General features: G+C 67.2%; 19 protein-coding genes. 13 read left to right on the forward strand and 6 right to left on the reverse strand.

The genetic code is table 11. The annotated features are described in order from the left end of the window. Window positions 1-189 precede the first annotated feature (189 nt). Both ACFTSF_RS06035 and ACFTSF_RS06040 read right to left on the reverse strand, forming a co-directional pair. Complete coding sequence (locus tag ACFTSF_RS06035) at window positions 190-333, reverse strand: hypothetical protein (RefSeq protein ID WP_380152724.1); 144 nt, start codon at window positions 331-333, stop codon at window positions 190-192. Between the two features lie 572 nt (window positions 334-905). Continuing rightward, a complete protein-coding gene (locus ACFTSF_RS06040; RefSeq protein WP_380152725.1) occupies window positions 906-1,712 on the reverse strand; it encodes an alpha/beta fold hydrolase in 807 nt (268 codons plus the stop codon). A gap of 107 nt (window positions 1,713-1,819) precedes the next feature. Between ACFTSF_RS06040 and ACFTSF_RS06045 the strand changes: the two genes are divergently transcribed. After that, window positions 1,820-2,503 (forward strand): TetR/AcrR family transcriptional regulator, encoded by a 684-nt coding sequence (locus ACFTSF_RS06045; RefSeq protein ID WP_344159874.1) that lies wholly within the window; start codon window positions 1,820-1,822, stop codon window positions 2,501-2,503. Here ACFTSF_RS06045 and ACFTSF_RS06050 read toward each other — a convergent pair. After that, window positions 2,465-4,096, reverse strand: a complete 1,632-nt coding sequence (locus ACFTSF_RS06050; RefSeq protein WP_380152726.1) for a BCCT family transporter — start codon at window positions 4,094-4,096, stop codon at window positions 2,465-2,467. The two genes, ACFTSF_RS06045 and ACFTSF_RS06050, sit on opposite strands and share 39 nt — an antisense overlap. Window positions 4,097-4,352: 256 nt before the next feature. Here ACFTSF_RS06050 and ACFTSF_RS06055 point away from each other — a divergent pair, with 256 nt between their 5' ends. From ACFTSF_RS06055 to ACFTSF_RS06080, 6 genes are all read left to right on the forward strand, one after another. Then, window positions 4,353-5,144, forward strand: coding sequence for a LuxR C-terminal-related transcriptional regulator (locus ACFTSF_RS06055; RefSeq protein ID WP_380152727.1), 792 nt, complete (start codon window positions 4,353-4,355; stop codon window positions 5,142-5,144). 45 nt (window positions 5,145-5,189) lie between these two features. Next, on the forward strand, window positions 5,190-5,600 hold the full coding sequence (locus ACFTSF_RS06060; RefSeq protein WP_380152728.1) for a VOC family protein: 411 nt from the start codon (window positions 5,190-5,192) through the stop codon (window positions 5,598-5,600). 22 nt (window positions 5,601-5,622) lie between these two features. Then, window positions 5,623-6,027, forward strand: coding sequence for a hypothetical protein (locus tag ACFTSF_RS06065; RefSeq protein ID WP_380152729.1), 405 nt, complete (start codon window positions 5,623-5,625; stop codon window positions 6,025-6,027). Window positions 6,028-6,201: 174 nt separating this feature from the next. Beyond that, window positions 6,202-7,506: an MFS transporter gene (locus ACFTSF_RS06070; RefSeq protein ID WP_380152730.1), complete on the forward strand. Its 1,305-nt coding sequence runs from the start codon at window positions 6,202-6,204 to the stop codon at window positions 7,504-7,506. 117 nt (window positions 7,507-7,623) lie between these two features. Beyond that, a complete protein-coding gene (locus ACFTSF_RS06075) occupies window positions 7,624-8,253 on the forward strand; it encodes a class I SAM-dependent methyltransferase (RefSeq protein ID WP_380152731.1) in 630 nt (209 codons plus the stop codon). Window positions 8,254-8,293: 40 nt separating this feature from the next. Further along, window positions 8,294-9,304 (forward strand): hypothetical protein, encoded by a 1,011-nt coding sequence (locus tag ACFTSF_RS06080; RefSeq protein ID WP_380152732.1) that lies wholly within the window; start codon window positions 8,294-8,296, stop codon window positions 9,302-9,304. Here the strand turns inward: ACFTSF_RS06080 and ACFTSF_RS06085 are convergent. After that, window positions 9,301-9,831: a DUF664 domain-containing protein gene (locus ACFTSF_RS06085; RefSeq protein WP_380152733.1), complete on the reverse strand. Its 531-nt coding sequence runs from the start codon at window positions 9,829-9,831 to the stop codon at window positions 9,301-9,303. The genes ACFTSF_RS06080 and ACFTSF_RS06085 overlap by 4 nt on opposite strands. A gap of 967 nt (window positions 9,832-10,798) precedes the next feature. Next, on the reverse strand, window positions 10,799-11,401 hold the full coding sequence (locus ACFTSF_RS06090; protein WP_380152734.1) for a TetR/AcrR family transcriptional regulator: 603 nt from the start codon (window positions 11,399-11,401) through the stop codon (window positions 10,799-10,801). A gap of 63 nt (window positions 11,402-11,464) precedes the next feature. Here ACFTSF_RS06090 and ACFTSF_RS06095 point away from each other — a divergent pair, with 63 nt between their 5' ends. The 3 genes from ACFTSF_RS06095 to ACFTSF_RS06105 are packed head-to-tail and all read left to right on the forward strand — an operon-like array spanning window position 11,465 to window position 13,532. Next, a complete protein-coding gene (locus ACFTSF_RS06095) occupies window positions 11,465-12,406 on the forward strand; it encodes a patatin family protein (protein ID WP_380152735.1) in 942 nt (313 codons plus the stop codon). Further along, window positions 12,403-13,230, forward strand: a complete 828-nt coding sequence (locus ACFTSF_RS06100; protein WP_380152736.1) for an alpha/beta fold hydrolase — start codon at window positions 12,403-12,405, stop codon at window positions 13,228-13,230. Before ACFTSF_RS06095 ends, ACFTSF_RS06100 begins: the two co-directional genes overlap by 4 nt. Further along, on the forward strand, window positions 13,227-13,532 hold the full coding sequence (locus ACFTSF_RS06105) for a hypothetical protein (RefSeq protein WP_380152737.1): 306 nt from the start codon (window positions 13,227-13,229) through the stop codon (window positions 13,530-13,532). The genes ACFTSF_RS06100 and ACFTSF_RS06105 overlap by 4 nt, the downstream gene beginning before the upstream one ends. Here ACFTSF_RS06105 and ACFTSF_RS06110 read toward each other — a convergent pair. Continuing rightward, window positions 13,516-14,142: a TetR/AcrR family transcriptional regulator gene (locus ACFTSF_RS06110; protein ID WP_380152738.1), complete on the reverse strand. Its 627-nt coding sequence runs from the start codon at window positions 14,140-14,142 to the stop codon at window positions 13,516-13,518. The two genes, ACFTSF_RS06105 and ACFTSF_RS06110, sit on opposite strands and share 17 nt — an antisense overlap. 97 nt (window positions 14,143-14,239) lie before the next feature. Here ACFTSF_RS06110 and ACFTSF_RS06115 point away from each other — a divergent pair, with 97 nt between their 5' ends. From ACFTSF_RS06115 to ACFTSF_RS06125, 3 genes are read left to right on the forward strand one after another with little or no spacing between them, the layout of a single operon-like run. Beyond that, entirely contained in the window at window positions 14,240-15,448 is a 1,209-nt protein-coding gene (locus ACFTSF_RS06115) for an alpha/beta fold hydrolase (protein ID WP_380152739.1), read from the forward strand. Further along, on the forward strand, window positions 15,448-17,280 hold the full coding sequence (locus tag ACFTSF_RS06120) for an AMP-dependent synthetase/ligase (RefSeq protein WP_380152740.1): 1,833 nt from the start codon (window positions 15,448-15,450) through the stop codon (window positions 17,278-17,280). Before ACFTSF_RS06115 ends, ACFTSF_RS06120 begins: the two co-directional genes overlap by 1 nt. Next, window positions 17,277-18,101, forward strand: coding sequence for a hypothetical protein (locus ACFTSF_RS06125; protein WP_380152741.1), 825 nt, complete (start codon window positions 17,277-17,279; stop codon window positions 18,099-18,101). Before ACFTSF_RS06120 ends, ACFTSF_RS06125 begins: the two co-directional genes overlap by 4 nt.

Here is an 18,101-nt window from a genome sequence, read left to right on the forward strand (position 1 = left end):
GGCGGTGGTGAGCGGGGCGGGGTGGTTGGTGGGTTATACGTCCTGTCGTTCGGGGGATCGGTGGGATACCTGGCGAGAAAGGACACCGCCTCCGGCGGCGACAGCCCTTTGGCGCCTCCGGCGCAACCGCCCCATGCGGTTCCGTCCAACGCATTCGGCGAGGAACTGTGGTGATGGGAAGTGTTGGCGTCAACCTCGGTCGCGGACGTGCTGGCGGCCGGCTGCGGTCAGGTGGTCGCCAGTACGTCTCGTCGCCAAGGACATGTAGTAGTCCCGCCGAACGCGATCCCGCGCCAGCCCGCACGCGTGACCGAGGCCGTCGGACCCGACCACCACGTGTCCTTCCCGACCGCGACGGACGCCGCGGGTCGGTTGGATCCTCCGATGGACAGGACGTATATGCGTGTCCGCCGCAGTCGGCCGAGGGTGGTGAGCGGGAAGGGGGCGGGCAGTGGGGTTATACGTCCTGTCGTTCGGGGATTGGTGGGATACCTGGCGAGAAGGACACCGCCTCCGGCTGCGACAGCCTTGAGGCGCCTCCGGCGCAACCGCCTCATGCGGTTCCGCCCAAGGCATTCGACGAGCAACCGTGGTCGAGGGGAGCGTCACCGGTTGACCGCGGTCCACCCATCCACTCACCTCGGCAAGTGGGTCTGACCGCCAACCACCCGCACCCTGCGCCCCTCGTCTCGTCGCCAAGGACACGTAGTAGTCCTGCCGAACGCGATCCCGCGCCAGCCCGCACGCGTGACCGAGCTCGCCGGACCCGACCACCACATGTCCTTCCCGACCGCGACCGCCCACGATGGACGCCGGGCCGGTTGGATCTTCCGATGGACAGGACGTATATGCGTGTCGCCCTGCCCGGCAGGCGGTGGTGGGCGTGGCGGAGCCGCCCAGCACAGCTATACGTCCTGTCGTTGGGGGGATCGGGTCTGGGTGACTTGGTGGAGGAAGGTGGTGATGGCTTGGGTTGAGGGGGTGGTTTGGTCGGTGAAGATTCGGTGGCCGGCGTTGGGGATGATCACCAGGTCGGCGTTGGGGATTGCGGCGGCCAGGGTTTCGCCGGCTGACAGGGGGACCAGGCGGTCTTCTCGGCCGTGGAGGACGAGGGTGGGGACCGTTAGCTGGTGTAGGTCGGTGTGGCGGTCCCAGGGGGTGGCGGCCAGGAGTTGGCTGCGCATGCCTTCGGGGGTGGTGGGGATGGTGTCGCCGATCTCGTCGTCGCGGGCTCGTTCGGCGGCCGGCGTCTGGTCTACGTAGAGGATCGGGGCCAGGGCCTGGCTGCGTTCGGCGGGTGGGAGGCCGGCGATCTGTTTGAGGGTGGTGGCTACGGCGGAGGCCGCGACGGTCAGGTGCGGTACGCCGGAGTGGGTGCTGACCAGGATCAGGGAACTGGCGCGGCCGGGGTGGCTGAGCGCCAGTTCCTGGGCGATTAGGCCGCCCATGCTAAGGCCGAGGATGTGTGCCCGGTCGACGTCGGCTGCATCGAGGACGGCGACTGCGTCGGTCGCCATCGTGGCGAGGTCGAACGGTTCCGGGGAGGACCCGGTACGCCCCACACCGCGGTTGTCGAACGTGATCACCCGGTAGCCGCGAAGGCCCGGGAGCAAGCGGAACCATGACGTTGATGCTGTCCCCAATCCATTGATCAGGAGCACCGGCTCACCTGCGCCGGTGCTCTCCCACCAGATCCCTGCTGTTGTGCGCATCCAACCCCTCCAGTGGAACGCTTGTTACATTACTCTGAGCATCCACGAAGCTGGTGTCAAGCGCAAATTCTGATAACTTATGGATCGATCGTTCTAAGGAAGGTGAGATGTCCTCAGATGTGCCCGCGCTGCTGCCGCCTCAGCTTGCGGCGGACGGCGCCAAGGGCCGGCTGCTGGCGGCGGCGGTCGAACTGTTCGCCGCGCGGGGGTATCACGGCGTCTCGGTTCGCGACCTGACCGCGCATCTCGGCGTGCAGCCGAGCTCGCTCTACGCGAAGTACGCGTCGAAGGCCGAGCTGTTCAGTGAGCTGGTGTTCCTCGCCAACGAGGAGATCCGAGACCGGATGCGCGCCGGGCTGCTGGAGGCCGGGCCGGATCCCGCGGCGCAGTTGGCCGCGCTGACACATGCGAACGTCGAGTTCCACACGACGTACCCGCTGTTCGCGACAATCGCCCACAACGATTTCGCCAGTCTCACCGAGTCCGCGCTGCACCGCGTCGCCGCCAGTCGCAAGGAGGCGATCGACCTGATGCGGGCGGTCATCGACCGCGGCAACGACCTCGGCGCGTTCGACTGTGCGGACCCCTGGACCGCGATCGCCGCCATCGCCGGCTTCGGCATCCGGCTAGCGGTCTGGTACCGGCCGCAGGGTCACACCACGGACCCGACGGCCGGTTTCGCCGCCGAGGTCCAGACCTGGATGGGCCCCGATCGCACGATCGAGGACCTCAAGACCACTTACGCGACGTACTCACTTCGCATCGTCGGATGGCGTGGCCCTACCGACTGACTGCGAGTCCTCACCGTTGCCGCAGACAACCAGTGAGAAGTCGTCGCCATGCGCGGTGACGCCTTCGATGACGGCTGCTTCCATGGCCTCGGTGCCCATGGCCTTGCGCAGCATCAGCGGGTCGGTGCGCAGGTCCTTGGCGAGGGCAACGGCCAGGCCGACCATGACGATGGCGAAGGGGAGCGCGGCAACGATGGTGAGATTCTGCAAGCCCTGCAAGGCTTTCGCGCCACCACCGCCGACCAGGAGCATCACCGCGGCGACCGCACCGGTGAGCACACCCCAGAACACGACGACCGACTTGCGCGGCGTGAGCGCTCCCCGCGACGACAGCGTGCCCATCACGATGGAGGCCGCGTCCGCGCCGGAGACGAAGAAGATCGCGACCAGTACGACGACCAGGATCGTGGTCAGCGACGCGAGCGGGAAGTGCTCGAGGAGACCGAAGAGCTGCCCCTCCGTGGTGGACTGGCCGGCGATGTCGACGCCGTGCCGCTGGGTGTCGATCGCGGCACCGCCGAACACGCAGAACCAGACCAGGCTGACCAGCGACGGCACCAGCAGTACGCCGGTGACGAACTGCCGAATCGTTCGACCACGGCTGATCCGCGCGATGAACATGCCGACGAACGGCGTCCACGAGATCCACCACGCCCAGTAGAAGACCGTCCAGCTGGACAGCCAGGTCGCCATCGAGTCGCCGCCACTGGCCTCGGTCCGGGCGGCCATGTCGGCGATGTCCCGCAGGTAGTCACCGATCGCGGTCGGCACCAGGTTGAGGATCAGCACGGTCGGCCCAACCACGAACACGAAGGCCGCGAGCACCACCGCGAGGACCATGTTGATGTTCGACAGCCATTGGATGCCCTTGGCAACACCCGACACTGCCGACGCCACAAACGCAGCAGTCAGTACGGCGATCACTCCGACCAGTACGGCGTTTCCGGTCTTGTCGAGCCAGCCGAGGATCCGCACGCCGGACCCGATCTGCAGCGCACCGAGCCCAAGTGATGCCGCCGATCCGAACAGTGTCGCGAAGATCGCCAGACTGTCGATCACCTTGCCGATCGGTCCTTCGGTCCGCTTGCCGAGCAGTGGCGCGAAGGCCGAGCTGATCAGCTGCGAACGCCCGCGCCGAAAGGTGCCATAGGCAATCGCAATACCGACGACCGCGTAGATCGCCCACGGGTGCAACGTCCAGTGGAATAGTGTGGTGGCCATCGCCGTCTGCAGTGCCGCGTCCGTACCGCCTTGCACTGTGCCGGGCGGCGGTGCCATGAAGTGCGACAGCGGTTCGCTCACGCCGTAGAACATCAGCCCGATCCCCATCCCGGCGCTGAACATCATCGCCACCCAGGACACGGTCTTGAACTCGGGTTCCTCGTCGTCCGCGCCGAGCGGGATCCGCCCGTACCGGCCCGCGGCCAGCCACAACACGTACACGACAAAACCCGAGGCCAGCAGTACGAACAGCCAGCCGGTGTTCGTCTCAACCCAGGTCAGCGCCGAAGTGGACGCCGTACCGAGGCTCGTTGCATTGGCGAATCCCCAAGCCACAAAGGCCAATGCGATAACAGCAGTGATGCCGAACACAATTCGATCGAGCCCTGAGCCGGAACTTCGGCTGCCGGGAGGTGGTGGTGCCGCGAGCGCGGGATGCTCGTTTGCGTGGTCAGAAGTTGCTTGCTGGCTGTCGAAATCGATCGCCACAGCTGAATCACGCCTCGCTTCGGCGCGCCTCCACTTTTCGCTAGATTCGGACTGGACTGCCTTTTGACCCTTCCGGAGTTCGTGGCAAAACGCAACTATCGTGGTCCCGGCCACACTGCCGGTCGGCTAAGTTGGGCGGGTGGCGGAGCACGAACTGCGGGGCCGAGAGCGTGAACTCGCCGTACTGCAGGGCCTGGTCGACGCGGCGCGGACCGGGCGGAGTGGCGTCCTGGTTGTCCGAGGTGAGGTCGGGGTCGGCAAGTCGGCGTTGCTCGACGCGCTCACCGTGCGTGCACAGACATGTCGGGTGGCGGATGCGGCGCTCGAGGTATTCGAGCAGGACGTCGTCGGGTACGGCGTACTGGCGGCCGGCGAGCTTGTCGAGGCCGCGTCGCGCACCGGCGACACCAAGCTCGTCGAGACCGCGTTGAGCTGGCTCAACGACCGGGTCGCGACCGATTGGGGTCTCGGTCTCGCCGCTCGTGCGTCGGCGCTGCTCAGCGCCGACGAGGACGCGTATTTGCAGTCGCTCGGATACCTCGAGCGGACGCCGGTCCGAGTCGAGGTCGCCCGCGGTCGCCTCCTGTACGGCGAGTGGTTGCGCCGCGAAGGTCGTCGCGTGGACGCCCGCGAGCAACTGCGGACCGCCCATGACCTGCTGACCGGGATGGGCCTCCAAGCGTTTGCCGATCGGGCTCGCCACGAACTCCTGGCGACCGGCGAGACGGTTCGCAAACGAACCCCCGAGACCCGCACGGACCTGACCGCCCAGGAGAGCCAGATCGCCACCCTGGCCCGCGACGGTCTCACCAACCCCGAAATCGCCGCCCAACTCTTCATCAGCCCGCGCACCGTCGAGTGGCACCTCCGCAAAACCTTCGCCAAACTCGGCATCAAGTCCCGTAGGCAACTGCGCACCGCGCTCCAGTGACTTTCCCTGGTGCGAACACCCCGCCGTACCCGTGATCGTGGGGTCATGAGCACTTTTGAACAACGCATCGAGGCCCTGATCATCCCGGTCACCGACGTCGACGCCGCGCGCGACTTCTACGTCGGCCTCGGCTGGCGTCTCGACGTCACCCCGCCCGGCGTGGTCCAGCTGACCCCGCCCGGCTCAGCCACCTCGGTCCAGTTCGGCGCCGGCATCACCCCCGCCGCCCCCGGTTCCTCCACCGCCTACCTCGTCGTAGAAGACATCGTCACCGCCCGCGAGTCCCTCGTCGCCGCCGGCGCCCCCGTCACCGACTACTTCCACCGCACCGCCGAAGGCTTCACCCCCGGCCTGGACCCAGAACGCCGCACCTACAGCACCCGAGCCACCTTCACCGACCCCGACAACAACACCTGGATCCTCCAAGAAATCACCACCCGCCTCCCCGGCCGCTAACAACTTTTGCTGGACAAACGGGGTGGGGAACGCGGAGCCTGGTGGGGTGCTCAGCGGCGAGGTCGAGGTCGGTACGACGTATTTGGTCGAGGTCCCGCATGTGTTGGAGGGGGACCAGCGGCTGACGTTCGGGGCGTTGCGTGGGGCGACTTTTCCGTTGACGGTGACGGGGGTGGAGGGGGCGGCGGCCGAGGGGGTTCGGTCGGTGCTGAGTCCTACTACAGCGGTTGCGTTGACGGCTGAGCAGTGCCTGGAGCTCGGGTTGCCGGAGGGGGAGTACGAGATCATCGGGAACCTGCGGACCGCGGACGGTACGCCGATCGTGCTGCCGCGGGTGCAGACGTTGACGGTGCCGGTCGAGTGGCTGGTGCCGTTCACCGATGAGCGTCCGCACGGGCATTGGGACGCGACCGGCTCACTCTGGTAAACCCCGTGCCTCGGGATCCCACCCGTTGCTACCCTCGGCCCGTGCCCAAGACAGACACGGTGCGCCGTCGCTAAGAGCGGCGGCGCATAACGCCTAGAACTCGCCGTCGCTCCTGGCCTTCCGTCAGGAGCGCCCTCGTGGCGCTCGGAATCTGCTGACTCCGGAGCGCATACCGTGTTTCACCTGTCTGTACGTCACCGTCGGCGCGTACTCGTCGCCAACCTCATCTCCACTGCGGTCTTCCCACTCGCGATCACCGGCTCGACCGCCGTCGTCCCCGCGGCGACCGCGGAGCTGTCGGGGGCCGATGCCCTCGGCCCGTGGATCGTTGTCGGATACAACGGTCTGTTCGCCGCCGCATTGTTGCTGGCCGGCGTTCTCGCCGATCGCACCTCGCGGACGAAATTCTTTGCTCTAGGCAACATTGTTGTCGCGGTAGCCGGAATACTCTCCGCGTTCGCACCAGACCTCGGCGCCCTGGTCGCCCTCCGTGTGCTGGCGGGTGTCGGCGCGGCGATGTGTGCGGCCGGCGGTTCGGCGATGGTGCTGGCCGTCTACCCGCCAGAGGATCGACACCGCGTCTACGGGTACGTCGGCGCCGTACTAGGCACGAGTCTCGCGCTCGGTCCCTTCGCCGCTCAAGGCCTGATGGCGGTCGGCGGCTGGCCGATGGTGTTCGTCGTACCAGCGGCCGTCGCGGGTATCGCGGTCCTGACCTCCATCGGCCTACCGAGCCTCCGCACCAAGAACCTGCCGAAGGAGTTCGACCTGGCCGGTGCGGTCATCTTCGGGCTGACCATCGCGGCCGCGGTGACCGCCTTCGGGTTCGCCCTGCCGGTCTGGGCGACCATCGGGTTGCTGCTCGCCGCGGCCGGCGGAACCGCGCTGCTGGTCCGGGTGGAACGCCGTACGACGGATCCCGCGATCCCACTCGACCTGCTGCGCATCCCGACGTACCGGGCCTATGCCCTCGGTACCGGTGCCTTCATGGGAATCCTGGTCGTCGGCCTGACCGCCCTGCCGCAACTCGGCGCACACCTGGGCGCAGGCAAGGTCGGCCTCCTGCTCAGCCTGCTTACGATCCCCTCGACCGTGCTCCCACTCCTAGCCGCCCGCATCGCCCGCCGCTGGGCAGCACCCCTGGTAACCCACGCACTCATTATCTGCGCCGTAACCGCCTTCGCTCTCCAGGTCACCAAGTCCCCGATCGCCCTCTTCGCCGGCGCCGCGGTCCTAGGCATCTGCCTGGGCCTCACCGAAGGCGTCCCCGACGGCCAAGCCCTCAAACACGTCCCCTACCACCGCGGCGGCGCCGGAGCCGCCCTCTTCAGCACCACCCGCATGACCGTCGAAACCCTCACCCTCGCCGCCGCCACCGGCGTCGCCACCCTCCACACCCCCGCCGCCGCCCTCACCGTCCCCGCCGCAGTCTGCCTAGCCGCCGCCGCAACCCTCCATCACGCCCGCGACCGCCAATAGCGGACCCCAGCCACTCACCAACTCCGCGCGACCGCTGCGATTCACGCTCAGCGCACGCCCTCGGAGCGCCCCAAAAGGAGGTTGGTGAGTGGCACAGATCCGCCTAACCTCAGTTATATGGACAACGACGAGGCCAAGGACCTCGTACGACGCGGCTACGACGAACTGTCGTCCCGGTACGACGAGGCGTTCGGCGGCGAGACGAAGTACGCCGACTGGCTGCAGTTGCTCCTGACCGAACTCCCGGACCGGGCCCAGGTTCTCGACCTCGGGTGCGGTTCCGGGGTACCGGTGGCGAAGGTCCTGGCCGAGGCCGGGCATATCGTGACCGGCGTCGACATCAGCGAGGTGCAGGTCGCCCGGGCGAGCGAGCGGGTGCCCGCGGCGACCTTCCTGCAGGCGGACGCGACCGCGCTCGACCTACCGGCGGACTCCTTCGACGCGATCTTGTCGTTCTACGCGCTCATCCACATCCCGCTGGACGAGCAGGAAGCGCTCCTGCAGCGGATCGGTACCTGGCTGCGTCCCGGCGGTACCTTCGTGGCGACGATCGGGGCGACCGCGTGGACCGGGTCGGAGCAGCACTGGCTAGGCGGCGACGTACCCATGTGGTGGAGTCAGGCCGACACCGCGACCACTCGCACCTGGATCGAGAATGCAGGCCTGGTGATCGATCACGAGGAGTTCGTGCCTGAGGGGGACAGTGGGCACACGCTGATCTGGGCGGGTCGGCCGGGACCTCGCTAGCCTGAGGGCCTTGAACAACTGACTGCGAAGGGTGCCGCCCATGCCCAGAGCTCTTGCTGTCCTGCTTGTCACCGCGCTGGCCACATTGAGTGCCGGTACGGCCTCCGCGACGACCACCGCGGCCTCCGATCCGGCCCGGGCCGAGTTGCGGGCGATCGTCGAGAACGTCTCCGGTGCGACGGGGAAGCGCTACAACACCAAGGATGATGCCGGCCATGTGATGGATACGGTGAAGATCATCCAGGACTCGACCGGCGGGTATCTGGCCGTCTCACATCACCTGGGCTCCGACGGGCACTTCCGGGTGAACCTGGCGACGTCGACCGATCTGCTCAACTGGCACTGGGTTCGCGAGCTTGCCGGGAGCAACACCGGACCGGCCTCGCAGCCGACGATCGTGCAGGCCTCGAACGGCGGTTTCGTACTCGCGTGGGAGCAGGAACAGGCAGGCGGTGGCAACAACCACCTCGCCTTCCGGTACTTCGCCAATCGCGCGGATCTCCTGGCAGGCAAGGTGAATCGCTCCTTCGATGCACCCCGTCGACTGTCGACCTGCGCAGAGGGTACGCCGAACATCTACAGCGTCACGCTGTCACCCGACATCGACCACTCGACGATCGATCTCGGCGGCCACTACTGGTGGAACTGCGACCGCGACCGCCAGCAACGCGGCACCCTGAAGAACTTCAACACCTGGACCACCGCAGCCCAGCCGAACTTCGACAACGCCTTGCTGCACTGGGGCGTCGGCGGCAACATCGGCGACCGCGACCAAACCACCTTCCGCGGCTACACGTTCGGTCTGATCGAAGGCCAGTACACCAAGGGCGACTTCGGTTCCTGGCGCACCTTCGTCTACGACTACCAGACCGGCAACGCCGACCGAACCACCATCCGCACCAACGGCGGCAGCACCGCGTTCGCCAACCCGACCATCACCGCACTCAAAGCCCCCAACGGCCAGAACGCCTTCGTCATCACCCTCTTCATCCCCAGCGAAGGCGCAGCCGCAGGCGAATCCGGCCAACTCATCTACTACCAGACCTACTAGTCCGGGTCGTTCCCCCGCAAACCGTCAACAGCCTCCCGCAGTACGTCGGCATGTCCCGTGTGCTTGAGGTATTCCTCCAGCAGGTCGACGAGGATCCGCCGCCGACTGGTAATCCAGTCGGGGTCCCCCTCGTCGACCTCCACATCGAGGTCACCAGCCAACTCAACCCAGGTAGCCCGCGACCGCTCCACACTCCCGTACCAGAGTGCGTACAACTCCTCCGGCTCGTCGCTGACCGCGGATTCCCAGCCCCACCTATCGTTCGCAACCCAGTCCCGAACATCCCACGGCGTACCAATCGGCCGCCGAGCCGCCCGAGCCGTGAACCCAGCCTCGACAAACGACATGTGCTTCACAAGACCAGCCAAGGTCATCGTCGACGGCGGATGCTCCTGCCGGAGCTGCGATGCAGTCAACCCACCCGTCTTCCAAGCAAACTGCCGCCGCGCCCGGTCAACCGCGAACTGCAGCATCTCCGCCTCACCCCCGCGCAAGCACTCAACCAACGGCAGATCTCTCCACTCCATCGCCCCTCCTCGCCCGATGCTCCCACGCCCACCCATCCTCCAACGAACAGGACGTATACCCCCACCAACCACCGCCGCCCCGCTCACCACCCACACCCGTGCGACCCCAACACCCCTATACGTCCTGTCCGTCGGCAGGTGAACCCACCTGGTGGGTGAACCCGCAAGCTCGTGGGGGGAACCCATCAGGCTGGACGGCTGGACGGGTGGAGGGGCGAGGGTGATGGGGCGGGGGATGGGGCAGAGGGTGTGATGGGGCGGGGGCTCGGGTTGTGGGAGGAGTGGTTGTGCGGTTGGTGTTTCGGGAGTGCGGGGGTGGGTCAGCCACCAGCAGACATCTTTCCCGCACGGCAACCACAGCCCGGCGACCCCAGGCGACGGGGAGCTGCGGTCGCCGGGCCTCGCCATCCGCCTCAGCCACCGCGGCGCCTAGCCACGCTGTCTTTTTGGTCGGCCGGGAGTGGCGATCAGCCAGAGCCAACGTCACCGGCCGAGTCCTTGCGGACCTGTACCCCGGACTCGACCACCAAAGGCGGCCGACAAAGCAAGAGGGCTGGCCAAGCGGGTGGCTGGGCCAGATGGCGAGGCCCGGCGACCGCGGCTCGCGTTGTCTGGGGCTGACGGGCGGTGGCTGAGGTGCGTGAGGCTCGAGGTCTTGCGTTAGCCGGAGGATTTTCGGGTCCAGGCGCCGAAAATGCTCCGATCAACGCGCCAGATATCCCCGGGGACCCGAGATCGCAGGTCGGCGATCACCTTGAGCACCCACCAACCATCCGGGACCCGCCGAAACGGTTGAACCGTGCTCAAGGTCGTCCCGACCGGCGCACCTTGAGTGCCCGTCAACCACCTTTGGCGCGCGCACATGGTTGATCCGTGCACAACGTCGTACCGGCTCGTGGTGAGGGCCTTGATCGACCGGCCTTGGGTGGAGCCGTGAGATGGGCTCCGGGTGGCGCGACTCCACGGGTTAGGGCGGGGTGGGGTGGGTGAAGCCGGTTATCAGGGTGTTTATGCCTAGGCGGAAGCGGCGGTTGGTGGAGTGGGGGGAGTTGCCTAGGCGGTGGGCTTTTTCGGCGGTGGCCAGGCCTTCGGTGATGGTGAAGAAGACTAGGGCGATGTCGGTGGGGTCGCCGGTGAGGTGGCCGCTGTTTACGGCGTTGCGGGCGTGGGTGACGAAGATTTTGCGGACCTGGAGGCCGGCTCGGATCTCCTCTTGGGAGGGGTCGAAGTCGGCGAAGGGGCGGGCGAACATGACCTCGGCGAGGACCGGGTGGTCGAGGATGAAGCGGCGGAAGGCTTCGGCGAGCTGGCGCAAAGCTTCCAACGGATCCGGGGTTGCCGGGACTGCTTCGAGGCGTTCGGCGAGGACTCGGAAGCCCTCGAAGAAGACCTCGCGGACGATTCCGGCCTTGTCGCCGAAGACCTCGTAGATCGCGGGGACGGACGCTTCCGCGCGGCGGGCTACGGCGCGCGTGGTCAGGCCGGCGACGCCCTCCTCGTCGAGCACGGCCAGGGCGCTGGCGAGGCCGCGCTCCTGGAGGGAGTCGGTCCGTTGTTTCACTCGAGGCACCGGACGACGGTAGCAGATCGGCGTTATGTAACGCTGATACGGAACGATGATACGATTCGAATCGTGAACGACTCAGTGCGTCAACTGCTCCTGGATCGCCGAGACCAAGGCAGCCTGCCCGGGCGCCGGACGGACGATGCCCGGCTGGTGTTGCTGATCGAGGGCGGGAGCTCCCGCGGCGCCTTCTCCAGCGGGATGACGGTCGCCATCGAGCAGCTCGGCCTGCTGCCGCTGTTCGATGCGGTCTACGGCAGTTCGGCCGGCTCGCTCAACGGCGCCTGGCTGCTGTGCGGTCGCGCCGACAGCACCAAACATGCCTGGTGGGACCGGACAATCATGGGTACGACGATCAGCCCGCGCCGACTGCTGAGTCGCCAACCGGTCGTCGACACGCATTATCTGGTCAACACCGTCTACACCGAGGTGATGCCGATGGGGTTCCAGGAGGTCCTCGACAACCCGGTCGAGTTCCACCCGGTCGCCACGGACGCGCAGACCGGCAAGTCCACCGATCTGCATCCGCATCTCCACGACCAGGCCAGCCTGCAAACCGCTCTGCGCGCATCCGCAGCGATGCCACTCCTGGCCGGACCGCCGGTCGAGCTCGCCGGCCGCGCGTACGTCGACGCCGGCGTCACCGAAGGCACCCCCATCCGTACGGCGCTCGCCCAGAACGCGACCCATGTCGTCGCCCTGCGCACCCGGCGGCTGAACGAGAAACAGTCCGCGCCGTCCCGTGCGGAGCGCCTGTTCCTGAACCGGTGGTTCGCCCGATTCGCACCGGGCGCGCTCGACCCGTGGTTGCGCCGCGTCGAGATCCGGGCCGAGGAAGAGGCCTTGCTGGCCGAGCATCCGGCGACGATCCAGATCCGCCCGCCCGCTGACAGTCTGAGCATCGGCCGAACCGAGCGCCGACCGCAGCCGCTGCGCGCCGCCGTACAGACTGGTCGGCAGGTTGCGATGGAGGCGCTGTCGCTAGGCGTCGAGAGTTGGCGGCACGTATGAGCACGGCGACGTTGTCGAGTGGCGAGATCAGCTACGTCGAACAAGGAACCGGGCCGGCGGTCGTCTTCGTCCATGGGCTGCTGGTCAACGGTGCGCTGTGGCGAAAGGTCCTGCCCGAGGTGGCAGCGGCCGGGTTTCGTTGTATAGCTCCGGATTGGCCGCTCGGCGCGCACAAAACTCCGATGTCCGCTGATGCCGATCTCACTCCGCCGGGTGTCGCCAGGCTGATCGCCGAGTTCCTCGAAGCACTCGAGCTGACCGACGTCACCATCGTCGCGAATGACACCGGCGGCGCGCTCACACAGATCCTGATGGTCAACCATCCCGAGCGCATCGGGCGAGTGGTGCTCACCCCGTGTGACGCGTTCGAGGAGTTCTTCCCGAAGCCCTTCGACCGGATGCCGAACCTGGCGCGCATCCCGGGCGCGATCTGGCTCGCCAGCTACCTCCTCCAGCTCCCAGCCGTTCAACAGCAGCCGAACGCCTTCGGGTGGTTAGCCAAGCGTGGAATCCCCGCCGACATACTCAAATCGTACGTGCAGCCGATGCGTGACAGCGCTGAGATCCGTCGGGACGCCACCCGCTTCATCGGTGCCGTCGACAACAAATACACCCTGGCCGCAGCCACCAAGCTGGCCGACTTCACCAAGCCGGTGCTCCTGGTCCGCGCCGCCGACGACCGCATCTTCAAACCACATCTCTTCGATCGCTTGGCCGCGACGTTGCCCAATGCAACGATCGTGACCGTCGAAGACTCCTGGTCGTTCATCCCCGAGGATCAACCGCACGAGTTGTCCCGCCGGATCGTCGAGTTCGCCTCATGAGGGCGATCCTGGTCGTCAGGACTGCACTTGTCCTTGCCTGGCTCACGATTATGGCCGTCACTGTGCATGCGATCAGCACGCAAGGACTGTCGGCCGGCAGCGTGTTCATCACCGACTTCTCCCACCCGTGGCGGGCGCAGATCAACGGTGACTTCGGCCTGCATCTGTTGCTGATCATGGCCTGGATCGCGTACCGGGAACGGGGTGTACGGCGGCTGCTCGCGCTGCCCGTCGTACTCGGCAGCGTCTACACCCTGCCCTACCTCTTCGCCGCCACGTTCAAAGTCAAACCCGACGCGTGATCGAGGCCAAGATCAGGGCCTTGGCCTCGGCGGCGATCTCGGTGGTGGGGTAGCGGGCCGCGTGGTTCTGCCACTCGCGGAGTAGGCCGGTGATGGCCCCGACGATCATGATCGCGGTCAGCCGGAAGTCCCGACGCGGCGCGAACCCGGCCTCCGCAGCCCGGTCGGCCTCGCCCTCGATCAGCTCGCTCCACCGACCGACCCACTCCACATGCAGCGCCTCGACTGCAGGACTGACGCCGACGGCCTCAACGTAGTTCAACCGAGCGAGCCGTGGATCCGAGGTGACCGCGGCCAGGTAGACGTCGATCAGTACGTCGATCCGCCCAGCCGGATCGCTGGTCTCCAGTGTGGTCAGAGTCTGGCTGACGTGGTCAAAAGCGAGCTGATTCGTCCGGACGTACAGCTCGAGCAGCAGCGCTTCCTTGGTGTCGAACTCCTGGTAGAAGCCGCGGTTCGACATCCCGGCCGCCGCGCACAGATCGGTGATCTTGGTCTGCTGATACCCGGTCGACGTGAACAGCTCGACCCCCGCCGCCAGTAGTCGGGCTCGGCGATCCTCCCGGCGCTGGGTCAACGGCACCCCGCCGTAGCTGCGCTCTGCAGACACAGAACCTCCAGGGATCGAGGGATTGTCACAGCCTATCCCGGCCCCTATATTCGGGTAATCCTCGTTACCACTATCCGCCCCACCGGAGGTAACCATCGTGCTCCGAAGACTCGTCACCGGGCTCACCGTCACCGCCCTGACCTGCGCGTTCGTCGCGCCGGCCGCGGCCGACACCCGCCCGCCGACACCCCAGAACGACCCCTTCTACACGGCGCCGTCGCCCCTGCCTGCCGGAAAGGCCGGTGACGTCCTCAAGACGCGGAAGGTCGACCTGTACGTCGACATCCTCCGACTCTTCCCCGTCCCGACCCGTGCGGATCAGGTCCTCTACCGCTCGACCTCCGCCACCGGTACGCCGAATGCCGTCTCCGGCACCGTGATCACGCCGCTCACCGCTTGGCCGGGCCCGGGGAAACGCCCGGTCGTGGCCTACGCGATGGGCACGCAAGGACTCGGTGACCAGTGCGCCCCGTCGTACCAGATCCGGACCGGTACCGAGGTCGAGGTCGCCTTCATCGCGCAGGCGATCACCAAGGGCTGGGCGGTCGCGCTGACCGACTACGAAGGACTCGGTACGCCGGGAACGCACACCTACGCGACTGCCAAGTCGGAGGGTCGTGCGCTCCTCGATGTCGCCCGCGCGGCGACTCATCTCCCGGCCGCTGGGTTGGATCCGACCGCGCCGATCGGCGTCTTCGGCTACTCCCAAGGTGGTCAGGCGGCAGCCGCGGCGGCCGAGCAGGCGGCGTCGTACGCGCCGGATCTCAAAGTTGTGGGTACGGCGACCGGAGGGGTGCCCGCCGACCTCGCACTGGTTGCCGCAAGCAACGACGGCGGTATCGGATTCGGCCTGGTGGCCGCTGCCGCTGCGGGACTGGCGACGGCGTACCCGGAGGTTCCGCTCGACGAGGTGCTGACCGCGCAGGGCAAGGAGCTGTTCGCGAAGATCAAGCAGGCTTGTGTCGCCGAGATCGCGTTGCTGGCGCCGGGTCGCAGGCTCAACGACTTCACCACGGTTCCCAACGTGATCAAGGATCCGCGCTGGCAGAAGCGGCTCAACGAGAACCTGCTCGGCAACGTCAAGCCGTCCGCTCCGGTGTACCTCTACCACGGCACACTCGACGAGCTCATCCCATACCAAGGCGCTCAGCAGTTGAAGGACCGCTACTGCGCAGCCGGGACGACTCTCGAGTGGCATGTGATCCCCGGCGGCGGGCATGTCGTGACGGTCTCGCTTTGGGGCACGAATGCGCTCAACTGGCTGGGCGACCGTTTCCAGAACCGCCCCGCGAGAACCTCCTGCTGATGCACGACACGATCCTCGATCTGGTACGCCGGAACGCGGCCGAGCACGGTGACGTGCCGGCGGTCGTCGACGGCGACTGGCGGCTGACCTGGGCCGAGTACGAACGCGAGGCCCAGGCGATCGCCCTCGTCCTGCTGGACCTGGGGATCGAACCCGGTGACGTGGTCGGCCTGCAACTGGTGAACCGGGCCGAACACGTCCTCGCCGATGTCGGCGCCATGCTCGCCGGCGCGACACCCTCGTCGTACTACAACACGCTTGCCGCCGAGCAGCTCGCCTACGTGGCGGCCGACTCGGCGTGCAAGGTGTGCATCGTCGACATGGAGTTTCTGCCTACCTGGTTGGCGATTCAGGACGGCTTGCCGGAGCTCCGGACCCTCGTCGTGATCGGCCCCGGCCCGACACCGGCCGGTGTTCTGTCATTCGAGGTCCTCACCGCAGCCGCGCAAGCGTCACTGCCGGACCGCATCACCGAGGTCCAGGAGGCGGCGGCCAAGGTGCAGCCAGACGATCCGGCGACGATCATCTACACCTCCGGTACGACGGGTCCACCGAAGGGCACGCTCGTCACCCACGCCGGCATCTGCACGGTGCTATCCGGCATCCTCACCCGCGTGGCCGAGGACCTCGGTGAGCTCCCCGAACCAGGCCGAACCCAGGTCTCGTACCTACCGCTCGCCCACCTGGCCGAGCGGATGATCACCCACTACCTCGGTACGGCGCTCGTCTCGACGGTCACGTATGTCCGCGACCTGCACGCGCTCGCCAACACCCTGCCCGACATCCAGCCGCACGTGTTCCTGGCAGTACCGCGCGTCTGGGAGAAGCTGCTAGGTGCCGTCACCGAACGAACCGTCACCGAACAATCCCCAGTACGCCGTGCGCTGCTCCGACGCGCGATCGTCGTCGCGCGGCAGGTGGGCGCGGCCCGATTCGGAACGGGCGCAGGACCGGGTGCCGGCACGGGCGCTGGCCTGCGGTTGCAGCACGCGATTTTCGAGCGGCTCGTCTACCGGCGCATCCGCCTCGCGTTAGGACTGAGCGAGATGATGGTCGCCGTCAGCGGCGCTGCGCCGATCGCGCAAGAGGTGCTGATCTTCTTCCGCGGCATCGGCGTGACGATCGTCGAGGCCTACGGAATGACCGAAACCTCCGCGGTCCTCACGCTCAACTCCCTCAGCCAACCACGGCTCGGCACGGTCGGCCGCGCACTGCCCGGGGTCGAACTACGCCTCGCCGACGACGGCGAACTCCTGGCCCGCGGCCGGATCATCTCGCCCGGCTACCTGAACCGCCCGGACGCGACCGCCGACACCTTCGTCGACGGCTGGTTGCACACCGGCGATCTCGGCCGGATCGATGCCGATGGCTACCTTTCGATCGTCGGCCGCAAGAAGGAACTCATCATCAACGCGGCCGGCAAGAACATCTCCGCGGCCAACGTCGAACAGGCCCTCTCCTCGGCCTCAGACCTGATCGGTTCCGTCTACGTCCACGGCGACAACCGGCCTTATCTGGTGGCCCTGATCACTCTCGATTCCGGCTGGCGGCAGTGGTGCACGGCACGCAACATCGAGGTGACCAGTCCGACCGACGCCGCCACGCATCCCGCCGTACGGGCCGAGATCGAGCGGGCGGTTCGCAGTGGCAACGAGCGGTTGTCGCGGGTCGAACAGGTGAAACGCTGGACTCTGCTTGATGCCCTTTGGGGCACGGATTCCGGCGAGCTGACGCCTACGCTGAAGCTCAAGCGATCCGTGGTGCGGGACAAGTACGCCCACTCCCTGAACACTCTTTATGCCTCGAATTACGCCTCGAAGGAGACGCAGTGAAACGTCTGCTCGCGACAGTCCTCGTAGCCGCCGGTTTGGTCGTCAACCTGACACCGGTCGCCCAGGCGGCCGGTTGCCCGTCGGTCAACAAGAACTGGGCCGGCCCCGGTCCGTTCGCCGTGACGTCGGCCTCGAACGGGCAGGGCACGACGATCATTCGGCCGGCTCAGCTCGGGACGCTTGGATGCGCCAAGCACCCCGTGATCCTGTGGAGCAACGGCGCGGCCGCGACAGTTTCGACGTACCAGCCGTTGTTGGAGCACTTCGCCTCACACGGGTTCATCGTGGCGGCGGGCGAGGGGCGGTCCAGCTCTGCGGCGCCGCTGCTGGCTGGGCTCGACTACCTCACCACCCAGAACGGTACGGCGGGGAGCGTGTTCGCGGGCAAGGTCGATCTGGCGCATGTCGGGGCGACCGGTCACTCACTAGGTGGTGGCGCAGCCGTCGGCGCGGGGGCGGATCCGCGGGTGGACACGGTGGCGCCGCTCGAGGGCGGTCCGTTCAACGACCCGGCGAAGCTGCACGGTCCGGCCCTGTACTTCGCAGGTTCGGCGGACATCGTCGTGTGGCCGTCAGTGGTGCACGACCGGTACGCGCAGAGCAGTCACGTGCCCGCGATCTACGCCGAACTGAAGGGCGCCGACCACTTCGTGGTGAGCCCCGACGGTGGGCAGTTCCGGGGCGCGATCACCGCCTGGTTCCGGTACTGGCTGCTCGGCGACGAGCAGGCCCGCGGTGAGTTCTTCGGCCCCTCGTGCACGAACTGCACCTCGGCGATCTGGTCCAAGTTCGAGCGCAACGCCAAGGCCACCGCTCTCTGA

Source organism: Kribbella sp. NPDC056951 (genome assembly GCF_042674205.1).
Classification (GTDB): Bacteria; Actinomycetota; Actinomycetes; order Propionibacteriales; family Kribbellaceae; genus Kribbella; species Kribbella yunnanensis.